Origin of the sequence: Kamptonema sp. PCC 6506 (assembly GCF_000180455.1) — a bacterium.
Lineage (GTDB): Bacteria > Cyanobacteriota > Cyanobacteriia > Cyanobacteriales > Microcoleaceae > Kamptonema > Kamptonema formosum.
Map to the genome: position 1 here is coordinate 14386 of NZ_CACA01000285.1, position 21620 is coordinate 36005.

General features: G+C 42.4%; 18 protein-coding genes. 8 read left to right on the forward strand and 10 right to left on the reverse strand.

From position 1 onward, the window contains the following. Positions 1-153 precede the first annotated feature (153 nt). A complete protein-coding gene (locus OSCI_RS15890; protein WP_007356046.1) occupies positions 154-2046 on the forward strand; it encodes a TolC family protein in 1893 nt (630 codons plus the stop codon). 40 nt (positions 2047-2086) lie between these two features. Next, positions 2087-3046, forward strand: a complete 960-nt coding sequence (locus OSCI_RS15895) for an RluA family pseudouridine synthase (protein ID WP_007356047.1) — start codon at positions 2087-2089, stop codon at positions 3044-3046. Between the two features lie 118 nt (positions 3047-3164). On the opposite strand, the gene OSCI_RS15900 is transcribed toward OSCI_RS15895, so the two are convergent. The 5 genes from OSCI_RS15900 to OSCI_RS15920 all read right to left on the reverse strand — a co-directional run bounded on the left by OSCI_RS15900 (position 3165) and on the right by OSCI_RS15920 (position 7760). Further along, complete coding sequence (locus OSCI_RS15900; RefSeq protein ID WP_019487647.1) at positions 3165-3554, reverse strand: hypothetical protein; 390 nt, start codon at positions 3552-3554, stop codon at positions 3165-3167. Beyond that, positions 3533-3943 (reverse strand): HEPN domain-containing protein, encoded by a 411-nt coding sequence (locus OSCI_RS15905; protein ID WP_007356049.1) that lies wholly within the window; start codon positions 3941-3943, stop codon positions 3533-3535. Before OSCI_RS15905 ends, OSCI_RS15900 begins: the two co-directional genes overlap by 22 nt. A 143-nt stretch (positions 3944-4086) precedes the next feature. Further along, positions 4087-6339, reverse strand: a complete 2253-nt coding sequence (locus OSCI_RS15910; protein WP_007356050.1) for a transglycosylase domain-containing protein — start codon at positions 6337-6339, stop codon at positions 4087-4089. 319 nt (positions 6340-6658) lie between these two features. Next, positions 6659-7162, reverse strand: a complete 504-nt coding sequence (gene lspA / locus OSCI_RS15915; protein WP_007356051.1) for a signal peptidase II — start codon at positions 7160-7162, stop codon at positions 6659-6661. 16 nt (positions 7163-7178) lie between these two features. Further along, complete coding sequence (locus OSCI_RS15920) at positions 7179-7760, reverse strand: biotin transporter BioY (RefSeq protein ID WP_007356052.1); 582 nt, start codon at positions 7758-7760, stop codon at positions 7179-7181. 754 nt (positions 7761-8514) lie between these two features. On the opposite strand from OSCI_RS15920, the gene pstS reads away from it, so the two are divergent. The 6 genes from pstS (at position 8515) to OSCI_RS15950 (ending at position 16731) form a co-directional block, all read left to right on the forward strand. Then, the gene (gene pstS, locus OSCI_RS15925) at positions 8515-9681 is read left to right on the forward strand and encodes a phosphate ABC transporter substrate-binding protein PstS (RefSeq protein ID WP_007356054.1); all 1167 of its coding nucleotides are present in this window, start codon (positions 8515-8517) and stop codon (positions 9679-9681) included. A 170-nt stretch (positions 9682-9851) separates the two neighbouring features. Further along, positions 9852-10808, forward strand: a complete 957-nt coding sequence (pstC, locus tag OSCI_RS15930; protein WP_007356055.1) for a phosphate ABC transporter permease subunit PstC — start codon at positions 9852-9854, stop codon at positions 10806-10808. 31 nt (positions 10809-10839) lie between these two features. Beyond that, positions 10840-11733, forward strand: coding sequence for a phosphate ABC transporter permease PstA (gene pstA / locus OSCI_RS15935; RefSeq protein ID WP_007356056.1), 894 nt, complete (start codon positions 10840-10842; stop codon positions 11731-11733). Positions 11734-11832: 99 nt separating this feature from the next. Then, on the forward strand, positions 11833-12627 hold the full coding sequence (gene pstB / locus OSCI_RS15940) for a phosphate ABC transporter ATP-binding protein PstB (RefSeq protein ID WP_007356057.1): 795 nt from the start codon (positions 11833-11835) through the stop codon (positions 12625-12627). 579 nt (positions 12628-13206) lie between these two features. Further along, the gene (locus tag OSCI_RS15945) at positions 13207-13956 is read left to right on the forward strand and encodes a DUF928 domain-containing protein (protein ID WP_007356058.1); all 750 of its coding nucleotides are present in this window, start codon (positions 13207-13209) and stop codon (positions 13954-13956) included. Between the two features lie 264 nt (positions 13957-14220). Next, complete coding sequence (locus OSCI_RS15950) at positions 14221-16731, forward strand: CHASE2 domain-containing protein (protein ID WP_007356060.1); 2511 nt, start codon at positions 14221-14223, stop codon at positions 16729-16731. Positions 16732-16787: 56 nt separating this feature from the next. Here OSCI_RS15950 and OSCI_RS15955 read toward each other — a convergent pair whose 3' ends face one another. The 5 genes from OSCI_RS15955 to OSCI_RS15975 form a co-directional block, all read right to left on the reverse strand. Continuing rightward, positions 16788-18569: a CHAT domain-containing tetratricopeptide repeat protein gene (locus OSCI_RS15955; RefSeq protein ID WP_007356061.1), complete on the reverse strand. Its 1782-nt coding sequence runs from the start codon at positions 18567-18569 to the stop codon at positions 16788-16790. An 89-nt stretch (positions 18570-18658) separates the two neighbouring features. Further along, complete coding sequence (locus tag OSCI_RS15960; RefSeq protein WP_007356062.1) at positions 18659-19609, reverse strand: DUF1822 family protein; 951 nt, start codon at positions 19607-19609, stop codon at positions 18659-18661. 14 nt (positions 19610-19623) lie between these two features. After that, positions 19624-20265: a hypothetical protein gene (locus OSCI_RS15965; protein WP_007356063.1), complete on the reverse strand. Its 642-nt coding sequence runs from the start codon at positions 20263-20265 to the stop codon at positions 19624-19626. Between the two features lie 282 nt (positions 20266-20547). After that, positions 20548-20925, reverse strand: coding sequence for an STAS domain-containing protein (locus OSCI_RS15970; protein WP_007356064.1), 378 nt, complete (start codon positions 20923-20925; stop codon positions 20548-20550). Positions 20926-20997: 72 nt separating this feature from the next. Next, positions 20998-21620, reverse strand: a 623-nt coding sequence (locus OSCI_RS15975) for a hypothetical protein (protein ID WP_234708760.1), incomplete at its 5' end; no start/stop codon positions are given.

The following is a 21620-nucleotide window of genomic DNA, read 5'->3' on the forward strand; positions in this document are numbered from 1 at the left end:
CGGGTTTCTTCCTGGAAACCTCGTTGATAACCTTTGATTTTTCTAAGAAACCCGGTTTCTTTGAGTAAGTCCTGATACAGACGATCGCAAAGCTCAATTATAAGCATTATACCTTTTATCTTTTACCTTCCTTCTTTCTTCACTTGATTTAGCATGACTGAGCAGCAGGACAAAGATGATCTCCAAAAGAACGATTCCCCTCCTCGCTACGAGATTCCTTGGATATTTCGTTTGAGTCTAATTATGCTTGTAACTTGTGGGGTATTGGGGATACTTGCTGTTGCTTTTAAGTCTAGTTCAACAGTTAAAAGTGATGTTAGCTCTAAATCTGGGAGCGTGCCTAAATTCTTGCCACTTCCCACGACAAAATCTTCTCCATCTATCCAAAATATACCGCCAAATCAGACAATAATCAAACCCCAAAATCAGAGAGAAAGGGTAACGGTAAATCAGGGAACAGCGATCGCTCAATCTCAAGGCGAAAATCCCACAAGTAAAATCAAACAGCCATCAATTCCTAATTCCCAATCCCCAAGTCCAGATTCCCAAGTCTTAACAACTTCTACTATCACTCAAAACTCTCCAGTTCAACCCGAATCAATAGTAATTTCTGAAGTCATACCAAGTCCAGAAAAAACAGCAGAGCCAACACCTGAAAACAGCCCAAGACCAACTATTCAACAGCAATCAATAGAAGATGAACCAGGAGTTGAGCTGACACTATCGGAAGTGGTATTTTTAGGTTTAGAAAACAATAGAGACATCAAAAATCAATACCTAGAACGTATAGCACAAAAACAAGATTTAGCCGTAGCAGAAGGTCAATTTGTACCTATTTTTACACCGCAAGTATCAGTGTCAGCACTTCGTTTGAGAAGTGGCGAAAGTGCTGCTACTGGCGAAGTTGATTTATCAGCAAAGGTTTCTGTTAAAATTCCTAGTGGAGGAGAGATCGGCTTTTCATGGGCGGCTCAAAGACAAAGGCAAGATGCGAATGGTTTTAGCATTAATAGCGATGGCTCCTTGAGCCAAAATTTACAACTAAGTTTCAATCAACCTCTTTTAAGAGGAGCAGGAGTTGCTGTTAATAGAGCACCTATTGAGATTGCTCGCCTTAGTGAAAAAATCAATATTTTAACTTTAAGATCGACGCTAATTGATACAATTACCTTGGCAATCTTATCCTATAGAGAGCTAATTAAAGCTCAAGAACAAGTTAAAATTTCGCAAAGTTCTCTGCAAATTGCTCGTCAGCAATTAGAGATTAATCAAGCTTTAATTGAGGCAGGAAGACTAGCAAAAGTTGAAATCTTTACAAGTGAAAAAGCTGTATTAGCTAGTGAAGAGCAATTGAAGAGAGCAAGATTAGCACTGCTCCAAATTCTAGACTTAGATCGCAATCTGAATATTATTGCATTAGAAGTTGCTCCCCAGGAAGAAAAGCCTCTAGATTTTAATAATATTATAAAATTAGCTCTGTCAAATAGTCCTGATTATTTACGGGCACAACTTAACCGGGAGATCGCTAAATATAGTTTATTGGTAGCGGAAAATAATCGAAAATGGAATTTGGGCGTGAATGCAAGTTATAATAATAATGCTAGTAATTTTTCAGACAGCAACTCTGATGTGAGGGCGGGTTTGGTTTTGACTCATGAATTTGGAAATAGGAGAATAGAGCAAGAGTTTCAGCGCAGTCGTGTTAACCTATTGAAAGCTGAAAATGATTTAAAGGAGCGAAATCAAAAGCTAGAAGTAGATGTAAGAAATGCAATTAGAGATGTAAATTTGAATCTGAGACAAGTGGAACTAGCACAGAGGTCAAGGGAGTTAGCGGAGCGGCAATTAGAAATAGAGCAAGATAAAAGAAGATTGGGGGTGGGTAGTTCTCGGAGTATTGATATTGTGACTTTTCAGAATGCTTTAATAGATGCTAGAAATGCGGAACTTAATGCTAGAATTAACTATCTAAATGCTTTGACAAATCTTGATAGAATAATAGGTACTACTTTGGAAACTTGGCAGGTTATGATTGAAAATAAATGATTTTGTTGGTTTTTACTTGTTAGTTGTTATTGGATTGAATATGAAAAGTGAATCGTCAATTTTTATCCAAGTTGAAGATATTGGAAAGCCTACAGAATCAAAACTTAGCCAGCGTTTAGACCTTTGGCTTTCCAATGAGTTACCAGATTTATCGCGATCGCGCATCCAAAACCTGATACTACAAGGCAATGTTACAGTCAACGATCTCATCTGTAAATCCAAAAAAGAAAATGTAAAAAATGGCGATCGCATTCACATCGCTATTCCTGACGCTGAACCCTTAGATTTGAAGCCAGAAGCTATTCCTCTAGATATTCTCTACGAAGACGAATCCCTAATTATCATTAACAAACCTGCTGGTTTAGTCGTTCATCCCGCCGCTGGACATCCAGGGGGAACCTTAGTAAATGCGCTTTTGGCTCATTGTCCCTTAGCAGAAATTGGGGGAGTTTTACGGCCGGGAATTGTGCATAGATTAGATAAAGATACCAGTGGGGCGATTGTAGTTGCAAAAACTGATTTTGCTCACCAACATTTACAAGCTCAATTAAAGGCTAAAACTGCCAGACGCGAATATTTAGGTGTTGTTTATGGCACACTAAAAACCGAAAATGGTACAATAGATTTACCCATTGGACGACATTCTGTAGACCGCAAAAAAATGGCTGTAGTCACTATAGAAAAAGGCGGTCGTTCTGCTGTTACTCACTGGCAAATTCAAGAAAGATTGGGTAATTATACGTTGATACACTTCCAGTTAGAAACTGGTCGTACTCATCAAATTCGCGTACACGCGGCCCAAATAGGGCATCCTATTGTTGGCGATCCAGTTTACAGTTCAAATCATGATATTGGTGTAAATTTGACAGGACAAGCACTACACGCATGGCGATTAAAGTTACAGCATCCAGTTTCGGGTGAATTGATAGAAGCGATCGCACCTTTACCCGCTCAATTTAATACTCTTTTAGAGGTTTTGCGGCGGCGTGCGGGAGTATAGTGGTATTGGTGATATGTAGCAAAAATGTCCAGGCGATTAAAATCGCGACTACACAAACAAAGTCCGCCTACGCGGACTAATGAGGTTGATGAGCTTTTGCAAGAGGTTTATAGTAAACTTACTTGATTTGATAAATGTAAGCATCTTCAATCCACCTCCCATTAACCATATTATTAGTTAATCGTTTCCCTGATAAGTTTAAATTCGACTGTTGTTGTAATTGACGTAAGCCTTTAATTAATTCATCCTTTGGACTTACTGCTACAATCCCTGTCCAGTCGATTTTTAAGTCTGGTTTAACTTGGCGAAAGACTGACAGAATTTCCTCGTAAGTTTTCAGAGAGCCTTTGCGATCGTGCAGAGGTGAGGTGAGCATCAGCCGCCATGTTTCCGGTTCTAGCGCGTATATCCAGAGAGCAGAATCAACTGATAGATCTGCTGCATTGAGAGCGTCTATTAGTCTTTGACCTTCTTCTATCTCTTGACTTACCAATGTTGCTGTACCCATTGTAAAACTCCGTGATTGGGGTCAGTAATTGCTGAGTAAATATCGAGGGCTTTTTGTCGGTTATGTTTTTGGTAACGGCTTTCTTCTGACCAATCTTTGACCTCTAACCATCGAGATGAAAAATTTGGATCGTTTAGGGCAGACTTTAATTGTGTATCAAGTTTAGCAACTTTAACGAGCTTTTCTAAATCGTGGGTGTAACTATCAATAACATTTTTCTTGTCGGGAAAATCAAATTTATGAGTTTGTTTGGCAATGCAAGCCTTTAGGGTACATTCAATGACATAACCGCTGAGATAGTAAGCGCCAGAGTATTGACGATTGTTGAGCAGCACTTCTACTTCTTTAAGCCGAGTTAGTGCTAGGTTCTTTAAATCTCGCCTATTCAAAAGTTTAGCATACCTCCATAAAAACTATGAATATATTTTAGCGAGGGTTGGGTAACGCTGGTAACGCTAGTGCTTCACCTAACGTACATTTTACTTCTTAGTAATGTGTTGGGTTTCGCTGCCATCGCGTCTCAACCTGTATTTTACCTCACAACTTTCTCCATATAATCTCCCCACAATTGTGCCGCATTAGCGCTACCTCCAGCAGTGGGAGTATTATCATCATTACCTAACCAAACTCCTGTCACTAATTCTTGACTGGGAATATAACCAATAAACCATAAATCAACATTATCATTAGTAGTTCCAGTCTTTCCCGCCTCTCCTAATCCTAAAAAAGCACTTCTTCCCGTCCCTCCTTCCACCGCACCTTGTAATAATCCAGTCATCGTATCGGCGACTTGAGCCGATAGCACTTCCTGATTACGCGCCGGATCGTTTTGATATTCATAAATCACGCGACAACTATCAACATTATCCTGCTCTTTACAATCGCTACTATCAATAATTCGCTTAATGGCATGGGGACGATTGGCGATGCCGCGATTAGCTAAAACCCCAAAAGCACCAGTCATTTCTAATACATTTACTTCACTTTGTCCTAATACTAAGCCCGGTACAGAATTGAGTTTAGACTTAATACCCAAACGCCTAGCCATTTGCACTACATTATCTAAACCTACATCCTGAGCAACCCTTAAAGCGATCGCATTTTCAGACTGGGCTAAACCCCGATACATATCGGTACTGCCACCACTGCGTTCGCAACCATTAAAAGTTTGACCTCCCCAACTTAGTGGCGCACAAGAATAAACCTTGCTAGGGGATATTCCTTGTTCAATTGCCGCCGTATAAGTAAAGATTTTAAACGTCGATCCTGGTTGTCTTAGGGCTTGCGTAGCTCGATTAAATTGACTTTGTAAATAATCTACGCCGCCAGCCAAGGCTAAAATTTCCCCTGTGCTAGAGTTAAGAGTAACGACTGCACCTTGAGAAAATCCCGCTGCGGCTCCTGAATTATTCACGCTATCTCGGAGGGAATTTTCAGCAGCTTTTTGGATGGTGGGATTTAAACCTGTTTCGACAATAAAATTGCCTTCTCTGGCTAACTGTTCCCCTAATAAAAACTCCAATTCGCTAAAAATATAACTGTAGAAATAAGGCGCGATCGTACTTTGGAGAAATTCTCGCGCCTTCGGGTTAATTTCAATGCGCGATCGCCTCGCCCGATCCGCTTCATCCTGGGAAATCATTCCCATTGCCCGCATCCTTTCCAACACGCGATCGCGATACTCCACCGCCAATTGATAATTCTGAATCGGATTAAAACTATTCGGCGCAGGCAAAATCCCCACCAGCGTCGCCGCCTCTGACAAGCTTAAGTCCTTCGCCGACTTACCAAAATAAAATCGAGCCGCATCCTCAAACCCGTAAAGGTCAATACCCAAAAACACGCGGTTTAAATAAGTCTTTAGCAGCTCATTTTTACTGTAAAATGTCTCCATTTTCAGTGCGACTACGGCTTCCCGTAATTTGCGGCCGGCGGAATCTTGAGTGCCTACATAATCTCGAAATAAACTCCTAGCTAATTGCTGCGTGATCGTACTCGCACCTTCGCGAATCGTACCACCCCGGACATTTGTCAATACAGCTCGTAAAATCCCTAACGGATCGACACCCAAATGCCAGTAATAGCGCGAATCTTCAGAGGCAATTACTGCTTTTGGCAAATAAGGCGAAAAGTCTCGTAATCGCTTTAATTCTAAGTGAGCGCTGTTATTCGGCGGCCGCAGGGGTGTTTGTCCATCGCGGGCGTAGACGATTACAGGCCCGGTGACAGTCCTTGGCATTGGTCTAACATTGAATTTTGTCCACTCGATACCTACCAATGTCGCCGCGATCGCAGTTAGTCCCGTAAAGCCATAAAAACCGTAGCGGAAAGCTTTGACGTACCACGCAGGCGGGTTTACGTACTGAATTGTCACGGCGGCGGCTAATTCTGGCGGCCCCAAGGTGAAGATATCGCCGTGACGGAGGGAAATGCTTTTAATTCGGCGTTTACCGCGATAGATACCATTGGTGGAGTCTTCATCTCGGAGCACGAAGGGCGATCGCTTCACAGAGTCCCGCGACAAAGAGAGGTGAACCTGACTGACTACGGGATTGCGAATCACAATATCGCAGGATTTGGAAGATCTGCCCAATAAGTAGCGATCGCCTAATAACGGAAATTTTTCCGGATCGGGTGCGCCCGCATCCTGAACCCAGAGCTCAGGTACTTTAGCATTAGGTTTAAGCGCCAACTGCTTAAAATTAACATTGGCGATCGTCTGGACTACTTGGGTAATCGCACCCAAGATGGTTTGAGGTTTCCGAGGCGGCTGGGGTGGTGTCATGAATTTAGCTATCAGCTTTGAGCATATCAGCTATCGCTTATTCTACTCACAACTCCAAGAAGGCTGGAGAGCATTCCTGAGAGGCTAAGTCAGGACTTACGCACTCTCTACCATTTTCTGTCATTGCGAGTGAAACCAAGCAATCTCAAACCCAAGTTTTTTCTACCCTATCCTTAAATCCTGACTCTTAAAAGCGGACTGAGGACTGAGGACAATTGATTTAGGATACACCAAGATTCTTTTTCGGCAAGTCTATACCCAATGCGATCGCATCAAAATAGTTTTCGCTCAGTTATCCCTGCTTTCTTTGCTTCCAGTTTCATTCCGACTCCTGTTGAGAATTGTTTCTTGGCGGCGGCGAATTTCTGAAAATTGCAATCAGCAAGCAAATAATCCCTGCATTGATAAATACATCCGCCAAATTGAATACCGGGAACCGAATCAGCCGAAAATCCAGAAAATCCACCACTGCACCTGAGATAAAGCGATCGATCCCATTGCCAAGCGCTCCCCCTAAAATCAACCCGTAGCCAACCTGTTCCCAGCGATTTAGCCTCGGCCCAAACCAAGCTAATACCATTAAACCTATACTCACTGCTAAAGAAAGCCAGCGTAACCAATTTACACCACCGTTGCTAAATAAACTAAAAGCAGCGCCAGTATTAGTAACGTAAGTAAAATGAAATACTCCCGGCCACAAAGGCAGTGTTTCAGGGGGGACTTTCAGCTCGAAAGTTTGCACGACCCAAAACTTACTCAGGTGATCTAAAATTAGGCTAATCGGAGCAGCAACCCAGAACAGGGGATTTTTCTTAAAAGGCATGAAATAGTTAGTTAAATCAATAAAACATGACGCATCTTAGAAAAAATGCTAACACTGTAACAGCACAAACTAATGCTAATTGGCCGGGCAGAGGATAAACCGAGTATTTCAGAATCGCTGGCATTAGCGGCAAGGTTTTTATAGTTGTCAATTGCAGGAAGTGCGCCGCAACCAGATAACTTAAACCTATAGCATGAACGCTTAATAAACCGCACAAACAACTAAAAGCAAGAGATTCTAATCGTGGTGGCATTTTAAACGCAAACCTACCGCATAGCCATGCACCAGGGATAAAACCTAGCAAATAACCAAAAGTTGGCTCTTGGAGATAACCAAAACCGCCGCCTTGAGAAAAGACTGGCAATAAGGTTAAGCCTAACGCTAAATAGGCGATTTGAGAAAGGGCAGCAGCGGTTTTACCTCCCAGACAACCCACCAGTAAGACGGCTCCAATCTGATAGGTAACTCCAAGCGATCGCGGCTCTAGTCCATGCTCCCAAATTAAGGCGGGATTGGCGACGAAGGCTTCTAAAAAAGTGCCGCCAATAGTAAGGAGCAAACCGACAACGGCCCAGAGTAATTCAATGGGAGCAGGCATTACAAGTTTTGAGTTTTGAGTTTTGAGTTTTGAGTTAAATTCATGATTTACAACTCACAACTTATCGCCGATCGTTCCCCGAATTGGTGCTTAGCCGCCAGCTCATCCCAGGGATTTTAACATGGCGCTGTCTCGCTCTAGGGGTTGGCCCAGGGTGGTGAGGTATTGACAGATTAGCATAGTTCAGAAAAATCTAGTCAAATATAGGAGTTATGTATTACTTACATAACGCCGCTTTCCAAGCGCGGTGATTCGATCGCTAGATGGGGGCCTTACCTAGAGCGTAAGTTGTGGAGATTTGGTTGAATGCGATCGCTCACCAATTTCCCCTATCTAGGATTTATTTGAGTCAAATTTTTAGCGATCGCTAAATTAGAACAACTCGATCGTAGTGCTTCTCCCGCTCTTGTTCCTGATTAAAACCAACCCAAATTTGTTCGATAAATAATAATTCTAGACGAAGCTTGACTTTGTTAACATAATCTGAATAACAACTTCAGAACCCCCGCAAATAGGATCTTCACCACCTCAAAAACCTAGACTTTCCGGTGTCTGCACCGCATTCCCCATTAAATACACTTATTTTACGTAAATTAGTGATATGATGTATTTATACACCTCTCGGTTATCAAATCACAGATAGATAAATACTTTAAAATACTTTCTAAAAATCACCGTTTCTTAACCTTCTCTTTACTTCTAGGCGATATCCTCTTATGGGATATCCTTTACAAAGGCTCAAGCTTTTATAATCATGCTTTTTCGCATCAATCTCATCAATCCCAACCGTTTGGGTGCATCAATTTCCGCTTTAGCTTTGACAGTAGGCCTAGCTGCTTGCGGCACCAGCACCAATACTGCTACAACTGACAGCACCTCTCCGACTGCTGCTCCCGTTGCTGCTTCTACCAACGCTGCTAACACCAAACTCGCTCTCGCTAGCGACGTAAGTTTAACGGGTGCTGGCGCGTCATTTCCCGCACCGCTTTACCAGCGCTGGTTCCAAGATTTCAACACCGCTAATCCCAAATTACAGATCAACTATCAGTCAGTGGGTAGTGGCGCAGGCGTAGAGCAGTTTACCAAAGGTACTGTAGACTTTGGAGCTAGCGACACCGCGATGAAGGATGAAGAAATCGCCAAAGTACCAGCAGATAAAGGCGTACTCTTGCTGCCGATGTCAGCAGGCAGTATCGTAATTGCTTACAACCTGCCAGACGTAGCCGAACTGAAATTGCCTAGAGATGTTTATGTAGATATCTTTTTGGGTAAGATTACCAAATGGAACGACCCCAAAATTGCCGCCGCTAACCCTGGTGCTAAGCTCCCAGACCAAAATATCACAGTTGTACACCGTTCTGACGGCAGCGGTACGACAGACGTATTCACAAAACACCTCAGCGCCATTAGTCCAGAATGGAAAGAAAAAGTAGGGGAAGGCAAGACAGTAGAGTGGCCTTCTGCTGGTAATGTTGGTGGCAAGGGCAATGAAGGTGTCACTGCTTCTATTCAACAAACCGTTGGCGCGATCGGCTACATTGAATACGGCTATGCCAAGAGTAACAATGTTAAGTTTGCTGCCTTGCAAAATAAAGCAGGCAACTTTATTGTTTACAACGACGAAGCAGGAGCAAAAACCCTGTCAGCAGTGACACTACCTGAGAATCTGCGGGCGTTTATTCCCGATCCAGAAGGGGCTGACTCCTATCCTATTGTTAGCTACACTTGGATGCTAATTCCTAAGAAAATTACCGATCCTAACAAAGCGAAATCCATAGAAGCCATGATCGAATACGGCTTAAATGAAGGTCAAAAAGTAAGTGCGGAATTAGGCTATGTTCCTCTCCCCCAAAATGTTAGAGAGAAAGTAGCAGCCGCCGCTGACGGAATTAGTGCCGATTACAAGATCGAAGTCAAATAGGTAATGGCTAATGGCTAATTGCTAATGGCTAATGACTAATGACACAATTAGTAGGTTGCATCAGGGGTTCAATTCCTAACATTCTTGCAATTAGCAATTAGCAATTAGCAATTAGCAATTAGCAATTAGCAATTAGCAAATTAAGTCTAAAAAATCATCTTTCTGCTTTTATGATTCAACAAGCTAACAACGGCGGTATAGGCGATCGCTCTCGCTCTCAGGCAGAAAAATCACTGGATAACGCCTTTATCTGGCTAACCCGCATCTTGGGAATGGGAATTGCCGTCATCTTGCTAATCATCGCCATCACAGTTGCGATTAGAGCTTTACCCGCGATCGGGAAATACGGCTTAGGATTTCTGTTTTCCAGTAGCTGGAACCCCGTTAAAGATGAGTATGGGGCGCTACCCATGATTTACGGAACGATCGTCAGCTCTGCGATCGCGCTATTTTTAGCAGTACCATTAGGTGTAGGAACTGCTATTTTCCTAAGCGAGGATTTTCTGCCCCTCCCAATACGCACAACGCTGGTTTTTTTGGTAGAGCTTTTAGCCGCTATCCCCAGCGTCGTCTACGGCTTGTGGGGGATTTATGTTTTAATTCCTCTGATTAAGCCTGTAGGACAATTCCTAAATGGCAGTTTCGGCTGGCTACCATTTTTTAGCACTCCTCCAGTTGGCCCTGGAATGCTACCTGCGGGAATAGTTTTGGCAATTATGACTTTGCCAATTATTACAGCAATTTCTCGCGATTCTCTAGCTAGCCTTCCTCCTGAATTGCGTCAGGCATCTCTGGGTTTGGGAGCCAGCCGGTGGACTACCATTTTTAGAGTGTTAGTACCCGCTGCTTTCTCTGGAATTGTCGGCGGAATTATGCTAGGGCTCGGTCGCGCGATGGGAGAAACAATGGCTGCTACGCTGTTAATTGGAAATTCCAATCAGTTAAGCCTTTCTCTCCTAGCTCCTGGTAATACTATTGCCTCTTTGCTAGCGAATCAATTTGCTGAAGCCTCTGGCTTGCAAGTAGCAGCTTTAATGTACGCAGGGTTAATTCTATTTGCTTTAACGCTGATAGTTAATATCCTTGCTGAGTTGATTGTCTCTCGCGTCAGAGCGAAGTACAACTAGAAGTCTGGCAGATCCTTTAGATTCTTACTTTATGTCTAGTAGCGTTGAAGATCCCAACTCTTTTGGCTCCGGTTCCTTTAGTTTAAAAAGGTCTCAAAGCAGTCCGCGATCGATTTTCAATATTGGCATGACTATCCTGGCAGGAACTTGTCTAATAATTGCGATTTTGCCTTTATTTGCAGTGCTGTTATACGTCGCAGCCAAAGGTGTAAATCGCCTAAATTTGGACTTGCTTACTAAACTACCTCCAGCTCCCGGATTGTCTGGAGGCGGCATAGCAAATGCCATTCTCGGAACTTTGATGACTGTAGGAATTGGGACTTTAATTGCCGTTCCTTTTGGTGTTTTAGCCGCAGTTTATCTATCTGAGTTTAGTAAAGGTCAGTGGGCCCGTTGGATTCGTTTTGCGACTAACGTTCTTAGTGGCGTTCCTTCAATTATTGCTGGCTTATTTGCTTACGGGTTGCTGGTAGTAACTCTAGGTAATTTCTCGGCACTTGCCGGAGGTGTGGCCCTAGCAGTGCTGATGTTGCCAACTATAGTACGGACAACTGATGAAGCTTTGCAAATTGTGCCTCAAGATATTAGATGGGCCTCCGTTGGTGTGGGTGCTTCTAATTACCAAACTGTGTTAAGAGTAGTGCTGCCGGCGGCAATTCCGGCTATTTTAACAGGGGTAACGCTAGCGATTGCTCGTGCTGCTGGGGAAACTGCGCCTTTAATTTTTACTGCGCTTAATTCGCCTTTTTGGCCGAAGGGGTTATTGGAACCAACTCCATCTCTTTCTGTTTTGGTTTACAACTTTGCAACAGTTCCTTTTAAAGGACAGCAGGAGTTGGCTTGGGCCGCTTCTTTGATTTTGGTGTTTTTAGTTTTGCTGACAAGTGTGCTATCTCGTTTGGCAACTCGTCAGAAAGTCTATTAGGCATCTCTGAATAATGGGTGTGCAATTCAGATCGTATCTAGGTTAAAACTTAATTTCGATCGCTATCTATTGAGTAAAAATTGATTGGAGAATGCTTTTATGCACTTAGAAAAAGAACCTGAAATTGTTTTACAAACTGACAATATCAATATCTACTACGGTAGTTTTTTAGCCGTTAAAGATGTATCTCTTAGTATTGCTAAAAATGAAATTACTGCTTTCATTGGGCCTTCGGGTTGCGGGAAAAGTACGATTCTGCGATGTTTTAACCGCCTCAACGATTTGGTATACGGTTTTCGCCTAAAAGGACAAATTTATTACCACAACCAAAATCTCTACGATACCGATATAGATCCCGTAGAAGTGCGCCGTAAAATTGGTATGGTTTTCCAGAAGCCTAACCCTTTCCCGAAGTCAATTTACGATAATATCGCTTATGGGGCGAGGGTAAATAATTATAAGGGAGATATGGATGAGCTGGTGGAGCGATCGCTACGTCAAGCTTATTTGTGGGATGAAGTCAAAGATAAGCTTAAACAAAGCGGTTTTTCCCTGTCTGGGGGTCAGCAGCAACGCCTTTGTATCGCGCGTGCGATCTCGATTAATCCTGATGTAGTGTTAATGGATGAACCCTGTGCTTCTCTTGACCCGATTTCAACTCTCAAAATTGAAGAGTTGATGCGAGAACTTAAAGAACAGTACACGATTGTGATTGTTACCCACAATATGCAGCAAGCTTCCAGAGTTTCCGATCTGACTGCATTTTTTAATGCTAAACTCTCCGATGATGGCAAGCGTTTTGGCTATCTCGTCGAGTGCGATAAGACTGAAGTTATTTTCCAAAGTCCCAAGGAAGAGGCGACGCTAGAGTATGTAAGCGGGCGCTTTGGTTAAAGGGCTAATTGCAATAGCTAAAATATCTAGAGAAACCTAGATTATTGAGTAGAGGTTTGTGTTTGAATCGATTGGTAGCTACCCCCTAAACGCCTTTGTTGAGGTGAACTTAACAAAGAAGGGGCTAGGGACTAGGGGCTAGGGGCTAGGGAAGAAGGGGAAGAGGGAAAGAGAGTCAATTGGCTAATGGCTAATTGGCTAATTGGTAATTGGTAATTGGTAATTATCCATCTCCCCCATCTCCCCTATCTTCCCCATCTCCCCCTCTCTTCCTCTTCTCCCTAGCCCCTAGCCCCTAGCCCCTAGCCCCTAGCCCCTGGGAGACAGTTGCAGGGTTTCTATGTCACTTTGTAATAAAATATATCTTAGGGTTGATTTACAAAAGCTTTATAAATATACTAGGAGTGAGGCTTTATTATGAATATACTAGGGTGCGACCTCTCGACTTGGAACACCTCAAATAGGACTTACATAAATCTATGTGTAGCGCCGCCTTCTGAGCGGTAAAGTCACCGCCCAGAGGGAGGGATTACGTGAATTAGTTGGTAAGTTCTGTCAAATAAACAACATTTCCTCATCATGATTAAGCACAAATCTTTGAAACATCTGAAGCTGTTTGCGATCGCGCTCTGCGTAGAGGTCTTGTTCGCTAACACCTTGCCAGTCCAAGTACAAGCTCAAACTCGGCCCCAGGCTTCCAAAGTCAGCGTCACCTTCAGCCCTCCCGGTGCAGGGAAACCTGACAACTCCGCAGGGGGAGCCTCCCGCAGCAGCGCCCAGTGCGTTCAAGACACCGCCAATGGTGGCCCCTTGGCTACACCTTTAACGCCGGCGAATTATCAAGCGTTAACGGTGGCGGAACGTCCAACTTTCTTTGTTTACGTCCCTGAAACTTCAGCACGAAAGGTATTTTTTAGTCTGGAAGGTGAGAACAAAAACAGCCACTACCAAACGACTATACCGATTAGTGGCAAAGCGGGAATTGTCAGCGTCAGCCTCCCGGATAGCGCACCGGCCTTAGAAACGGGCAAAAATTATAAGTGGTCTTTTGTGATTATGTGCGGTAATGCACTCAGACCCGATAGCCCGGCGGTAGAAGGGACAATTATGCGATCGCAGCTTAATCCCACCTTAACCAGCCAGCTAGAAAAAGCCACACCTTTAGAGCGTGCTGCTTTGTATGGCAATGGTGGCATTTGGTACGATACTCTAGCTACAGTAGCCGAACTGAGGCGATTAGAACCCAACGATTCCTCCATAGAGGCGACTTGGACACAATTGTTAACATCAGTCGGGCTAGATGCGATCGCCACTAAGCCACTCCTGTAATAAAAAAAAGGCAGAAGGCGGAAGGCTAATGCGGAAGATAGTAAAGAAGAGTTTGGGGGGACGACTTCCTACCTAGCAACCCATCGCGCCTTGGCCTCATGAAATTGACTCAAGCTCAAAACTCAAAACTTATGCAACGCGAAGTATCGCAAGGAACGAAGCAAACTCAAAACTCCCCCCCTTTATTTCCCCAAATTGTGGTTGCTCAACTAAAATCATGCTAGCAACCCAGATTCTCCTATCAAATCTGGATGCTAATAGCAGATGTGGCCACAGCTCAAAAAGCGAATTTGGAAATGGCGTTCAGTTCTGATTGCGGCTCCCAGCGTGGCATTCTTAGTCATGGCTGCCAAATATGCGGGACTCTTGCAGCTAATCGAATTAGTTACCCTCGATCAATATTTTCGCTTGCGTCCCCTAGAAACTGTTGACCAGCGTATAGTTATTGTCACGGTTGACGAATCAGATATCACTCGCATTGGCAAATGGCCCATATCTGATGCCGTCCTAGCTAAATTAATTAACAATATCAAAACCCAGCAACCTAGAGCTATTGGCTTAGATTTTTACCGCAACTTACCAGTACAGCCTGGCCACCAAGAATTAGTACAAGTATTTAAAACCACCCCAAATTTTATTGGTGTAGAAAAGGTTGTTGGCGATGCAGTTCCGCCACCGCCAGCATTGAGCGAATTAGATCGAGTAGGTATCGCCGATTTAGTATTAGATACCGACGGTAAAGTACGGCGAGCTTTACTCTCTGTCAGCACCGAAGATGGCCAAACCAAATTAGGTTTAGGTACAAAACTAGCCTTAATGTATTTAGAGAAAGAAGGCATTTCTCTAGAGATGATTGATGCTACTAAAATGCACTTAGGATTAGGCAAAGCAATATTCATACCTTTTACAGGTAATGATGGCGGCTATGTCAGAGCTAATTCTGGCGGCTACCAAATTTTTCTCAACTTTCGCGGGCCCCAGGAAAGTTTTCCCACAATCTCGATGACGCAGGTTTTAGAGGGAAAAATTCCCCCTAATTTAATGCGCGATCGCATTGTTTTAATTGGTGCAACTGCACCCAGCCTCAACGATTTACTCTTAACTCCTTACAGCAAAACTTCCGGCGGTAGCCCCAAGCGGACTCCCGGAGTAGTCATTCATGCAAATATAATCAGCCAAATTTTGAGCGCCGCCATAGAAGGACGACCTTTAATTAAAGTTTGGCCGCATTTACTAGAAGTTTTCTGGGTTTTAATTTGGTCTTCAGCGAGTGCTGGTTGGAGTTGGCGGCTGCTAGAATCAAAGCGTTTTAGAAACAATACTTTAGCGAAAGGAACGCTCCTAGTGGCATCCATTTTAGGCACAGGAAGCAGTCTCGTTACTGTCAGCTATGTAGCATTTCTAGGAAGTTGGTGGATACCTGCGATCCCCCCGCTACTGGGTGTCACTGGTTCTGCTGTGGCAATTGCAGTTGAACACAGCCGCAGATTGCACCGCGAAAGCGAAAAAAGACTAGCTCAATTCTTAGAAGCTGTACCTGTGGGTGTAGCAGTAATTGATGCTGATGGCAACACCTATTACACTAACAATAAAATCCAAGAATTAGTGGGGAAAAAAGTTGCGGCCTCCGCCACAGCCAAGGAACTAGCAAAAGTTTATCAAATCTATGCAGCCGGTACAGATGAACTATATCCCAATCAAAAATTACCTATCGTGCGGGCCTTGAAAGGGGAACAAAAAATGGTAGATAATTTGGAAATTCGCGCCGCTAATGGTCAAATGATTCCGATAGAATGTCGGGCAACTCCTGTTTATGATGAATTCGGTAATATTGCTTATGCGATCGCAACTTTTACTGACATTACGGAACGCAAAAAAGCGGAAGCGGAAAGAGAAAGCTTACTAGAAGAATTATCTGAACTCAATCAAGATTTAGAAAAATCTCTCGATGCTGAACTAGAGCTCACCGATGCCTATGGTCGCTTCGTACCCCATGAATTTCTAGCATTGCTCGGATATGAAAGCATTATTGACGCAAAATTAGGCGATCAAGTAAAGTTAGAAATGTCGATTTTATTTTCAGACATTCGTGATTTTACAACTATGAGTGAAAGCATGACTCCTGAAGATAATTTTAAATTTATTAATGCCTATTTGAAGCGCATGGAGCCAGCAATTACTGCTAACAATGGATTTATTGATAAATATATTGGCGATGCAATTATGGCATTATTTAGCGGCGAAGCCGATGATGCTGTGAAAGCTGCTATTGCTATGCTTAAAGAGCTGGCTGAATACAATCAAACTAGAGGTCGGCCAGGCCGGCCATCGCTCCAAATTGGGGTAGGAATTAATACAGGTTCTTTGATGTTGGGTACTGTCGGCGGAGAAAACCGCATGAACAGCACGGTAATTAGCGATTCGGTGAATTTAGCTTCGCGGATGGAAGGATTAACAAAAAATTATGGAGTGTCGTTGTTAATCAGCCATCACACTTTTTTGCGCTTGCAAAATTATGAGGATTATTCGATCCGATTTATTGATAGAGTCCAAGTTAAAGGTAAGTCAAAAATGGTGGCTGTTTATGAAGTATTTGATGCCGATGAGCCGGAAATGCGAGAGGCTAAGTTAGCTACTAAGTCAATTTTTGAGGAAGCTTTGTTTCTCTATATGAATGGGAATTTTACTAAATCCGCACAACTTTTTAAAGCGTGTTTATTAATTAATCCGCTAGATAAGGCAGCTAAAATTTATCTAGAACGCTGTCAAGTTTGACTTGCAATCCTGGTGTAATACCACCCTATAGGCGGCATTACGTAAGACTTTTGACATCATTTTAAATCCAATCGTGCGCGTGCTTTCCCAATCCAAACATCTTCATCCGCAATCTTCGGATCTGCAAATTTTAAACAAGTTTGCCATTCTTTTAAGGCTCCTTTTGTATCATTCATACCTTCTAAAACTTGCGCTTTCAAACAATAAGCAGATGCCCGATTGTTATCCAGTTTAATCGCAGCATTCTGTTGTATTAACGCCTCTTCATACCGTCCTTGTTCTAGCCTCGCCCAACCTAGATTTTTCAGCAAAGAATACTTGGTGGCATCATCTTTAGCTAGTTCCAAACCTTGCCAGATCAAGTTAACAGCACCGTTGTAATTTTTGTCATGCACTATCAACAAGCGAGCCAATTGGCTATAAGCACCAGCAAAACCTAATTTTGCTGACCTCCGATATTTTTCACGAGCGCATTCAAAATCTTGGATATCTTGGCAAAGCCATCCTAAAGTATAGGGTACAACTCGATTATCTGGATTCAAAATCTCCGCTAAGTGCAATACTTTTCGAGCTGTAATTAAATCGCCTTTCTGGTAACGGTCAAACCCAAAATCATTAACAAGTATAGCCAACTTTGGCAACCCATACAACCATCCCACAGAACCCCCAGTCAGCAGCAACAAAACTGCCCACTTGAATTTAAAATTGCATTGAATTATAATTTGGAATAAGTTAAATCCTCGCTTTTGTGGTATTAAGTCATTCCAAGTTGGTGGTTCTACTGAAGGATTTTGACAAATTATCGGCAGCCAACTAGCACAAGGAAAGTCAGTTTCTAAGCCTTGTAACTTTTCTCGCGCTTCCCTAAAAGCCTGGTATAAAGAGTGGCCACTAGCAAAGTTTGTGAGAAAATCATTCAAGAATTTCTGAGCTACAAAGTCAGGAACCATTTCCCGCATGACAATCATTTGCGGAATTTCTAAATCATCCAATCGCTGCGCTAATCCCAATCCATCACAAGAGTTAAAAATTGCTAACTGCAAACCATTTACCACAGCTTTTTTGAGACCATACCACACTTCATTAAGAGTCAAACTATCAGTTTCATTAATATGAATCCGACCCGTATCTTCATCTGTCTCACCGTGTCCTGCAAAAAAGATAATATCCCAAGGCTGCTCCCACAACTTATCATTAATTTGATTATGTTTGGGCTCAAGTAGAAAAACTACCTCTGCATTGGGCAAACTTTTTAGTAATTCCCTATCTTTCTCAATGTCAATGCCTGCACTACAACCGAGAATGGCTAAAACTCTGACTTTAGATTTAGCAGCTATTGGCAATAGTTGTGGGCTTTTATACTCGATGGGACTGAGAGCAACTTCAGCAAAAGAGTAGCGATCGATAAAATCCCATAAGTGCCAGGGAAGTTTTCGCAAATAATTGTCTTCAGTACGAACCAATACCCGCACTTTTTCAGTTCGGTTTAATTCTTCTCGCAGTCCCCTGTCAATGTCGCGAAACTGTTCAGATTTCAGCCATTGATTTATGAGATTGCCAAGTTTTTCACCCGATTCTTTAATTTCTTTGAGGCGAGTGGAGAGTTTATTAGGGTTAATAAAATTGTGTTTAATAGATCCGGGTTTAATTCGGGTAACTAACCCCAAATTACGGTATTCTTGCCAATGACGCTGCATTTCGGCAGCTAATTCTGGATTAGGGGGCAAACTGCGCGTGATTTCTATCAAGACGCGATCGCCTTCTTTGATTTCCAGGGAAGCTCGAAACCCCCCTATTTCCAGATCGCCATCAAGCTTGAGGACAACTACTTTCTCCATAACTCGCCTCTATACCTAGCCTATATTGAGGACAGTTTAATTTTAGGACGATCGCGATAGTTCAGTTTCAGCTCATCGAACTTTAACCCTCAAACCTGAAACTTTTCTAAGATGCTGACATCACCCAAAGCTACCTTAACACTAAACTGTTCATCTGGATAGCCACTAAACTCTAATTGCATATTTTTGCTGTTTTTCGTCGCGACAGTTTGCATCACTGGCTTTCCTTGTTCGTCAAGTACTATTAATTGTAAATCCTGCGGCAAGTAAATTTGTGGTTTCACGGCATACAGTTCTACAAAGAAATCAACTCCCGGTTCAATTCCCGGCCCAAACCCTACAAATATTGCTACCCGATCGTCTGCCTTTTGCAATTGAAGCAACTTAGCTCCCATTGTTGTATTGTCCTGCTTTCTGAATTTTATAGGAGCGGCACTTCGGAAGTTAAAACTAGGTTCTGTTTCCGGCAGCGACAATAGGGATTCTATGGTTTCTACCATTTCCCAGCCAGCATCCAAAATGCCGTTTACCCAATTGCTCAATAGCGCTACAATTGGACGAGGTGTACTCGCCACTGTCAGGAAACCTTCAAGGGATTGCCATTGTTTCAAAGGAATTTTTTCTGCTGTTGCTTTTTCTACAAAACCTATTAACTTTGCCTCTTGCATCGAGTCAGACAATTGCACGGCGATGTAACCAATTCTGTCTGTCCAAACCTCGGCAGGTACTTCTACAATATCCGAGTCTGATAGCAAGGCTCTACACTCTACTTTGCCTAAATCTTTGATGGTTAAATCGGCTGTATTTAGCAGGCTTTGCATTAATGAATCCCAGCTATCGCCAACTTGTAAGTCTGTTTCAATTTGCATACACTGGCAGTAATAATTTACTGCTAAAACTGCTAAAGTATTGCGATAAACTTGTTCGCCTTTTTCTGCATTGGCTTGCTGGCGACGGAAGTGTTCTGCTTGTTTGCGAAACTTAGATGTGATAGTCACGGTAAAACTCAGTTCCTCTGTTGTATTGTTGTTTTCTAACATTTTCATGTTCCTTTTCACCTATTCAAATATAGCTTAATGTGCGGAGAAAGTTCTCTAATGCTGCGCTGGTAGAAACTGCTGAGAGTTGATATTGGTATCCCTAAATCGGCTGAGATTTCTCTCCATTTTTCTCTAGCTAGTATTCGTATTGCTAAGGATTGAAAATTGAGATGGGGATACATTTTGTGACGCAGGTTTTGACAAAGCTGTTCCGGGTCATTTTCTATGTAGTCCAAGATCAGTTCAGATAGCAGAGGTATTTTTTCTGGTTGTTCAAGATTGTTTTCATCGGGTATTGATTCTACCTTAACAGTAGATGGGCCGATGATTTCACGAATTGCATCATTAAAAAAACGCTTCTCCATATAAAAATTTACCCATCTCATTACTGGACTCTTCTCAGGTTTATATTGGTCTATTTTTTCGCAAATGTAAATCATGAGTTTTTGGATTGCTTCTTCATAAATATCCTCATATATCTCTGGAAATTCACCTGAACGCGGACGGCAAAGTCGGCCAGATTTGAGAATCTTTTCAACTAGCTTAGTGAGAACCATCCGTCTCTCTCTACTTTTAGGTGGATGCCGTTGAGCTTCTATTGCCAGCATCATCAGTTCCTCGTCTTGTAACCTGTTTCGTTCTGGATCGAATGGCATCAAGTCTCCTGTATTCGCCGTAGATGTTTTATTAGCCTCTATTTATCTGTTAAGGTTTTGTGGCAATTTTTACGCGAAGTGGCTAGATTTGTTACAAATCTTTATATTTTGTGGCGATCGCTAGGGTTTTAATTCCCAGTTAATAGCTCAATTCGATTAAAACTCAGATAAGTAGTCGGACATAATTAAACGTAGGGTGGGCGCTCGCCGCAACCATCTGTAACTTATAGCTACAGATGATTGCGGCGAGCGCCCACCTTACAAGCTATAGTATTTATACTCTTAACTCTTCAAATTATTTACATTGGTGACAAAATCCATTGCCACACCGATCGCCAATTCAAAACTATTACAATTGTCAAAAATCTCAAAAGCCCGGTCAAGTTGAGTCAACTCAAATATCATTAGAACAGAAGGTAAAACAGAGCAAATAGCAAATCTGCGATTGAGGTGCTGCGACAGTTTAAAAGCAGAAACTAATGCCATTAAACCAGCACTGTCTAAAAAATTGACCTTTCCTAAATCGACGAGTAAAAAGTTATTTGCTGGGGAGAGAATAGCGGCAGTTAATTGATATTCAAAATCTGGTGCATTTGATGCGTTGATACGACCTTCTGGCTGAATAACTTTGATTTGTGGTTTAACAAAAACTGTCTGCATATTTTCCTCCAAATTAGTGAACTTTTATCAATTGTATACCATTGGTTGTAAGCAACTACGGGCAGGTATGAATTAAACTGCTTTTTGCTGCTGTTTGCGCTTCGATACCTTAGAAACATTAAAATTGCCAAAAACTAAATTATCTTTTGCAGTAGCAGGTTGAGCTAAGGGTTTGGCAACATCTAAAATTGAATTATCAATTGTAATCATGCTATTCTCATAATCTTTATTCTGTTCATCCCAAACATCTTTAAATTCAACAATTACAACTCCTGGTCTGATAATTTGTACTGAAGCATGGGGAATTCCATCAGGGTTGCGATCTCCGGGCCCCATCATAAAAATATTACCTGTATCTCTTACAAATATCCCAAATGTGAGTTCGCTACCCAGGGGAAAAGTGCCTAAATTTATTGCTCCTCTACGATCTCGGTTAGTAGTAAGATATCGGCGCTCTGGATAAAAAAGGTGTAACTCATTGGTAAATTTAGCTAGGGATGGCATTATTTGTACTAATATATCGCCTCCGGTGGAGACAAGATACCCTCCTTTAGTTATATCTGCTGTTGCAGTACCTATTCCTAAAACCATAAACGCTGTTCCAGCAGTGGTTATTAATTTTTTTTGCATGACGTTCTTATGACTCCTTTGTTGGTAATTGGTAATTAGTGATTGCTGATTGGTAATTGGTGATT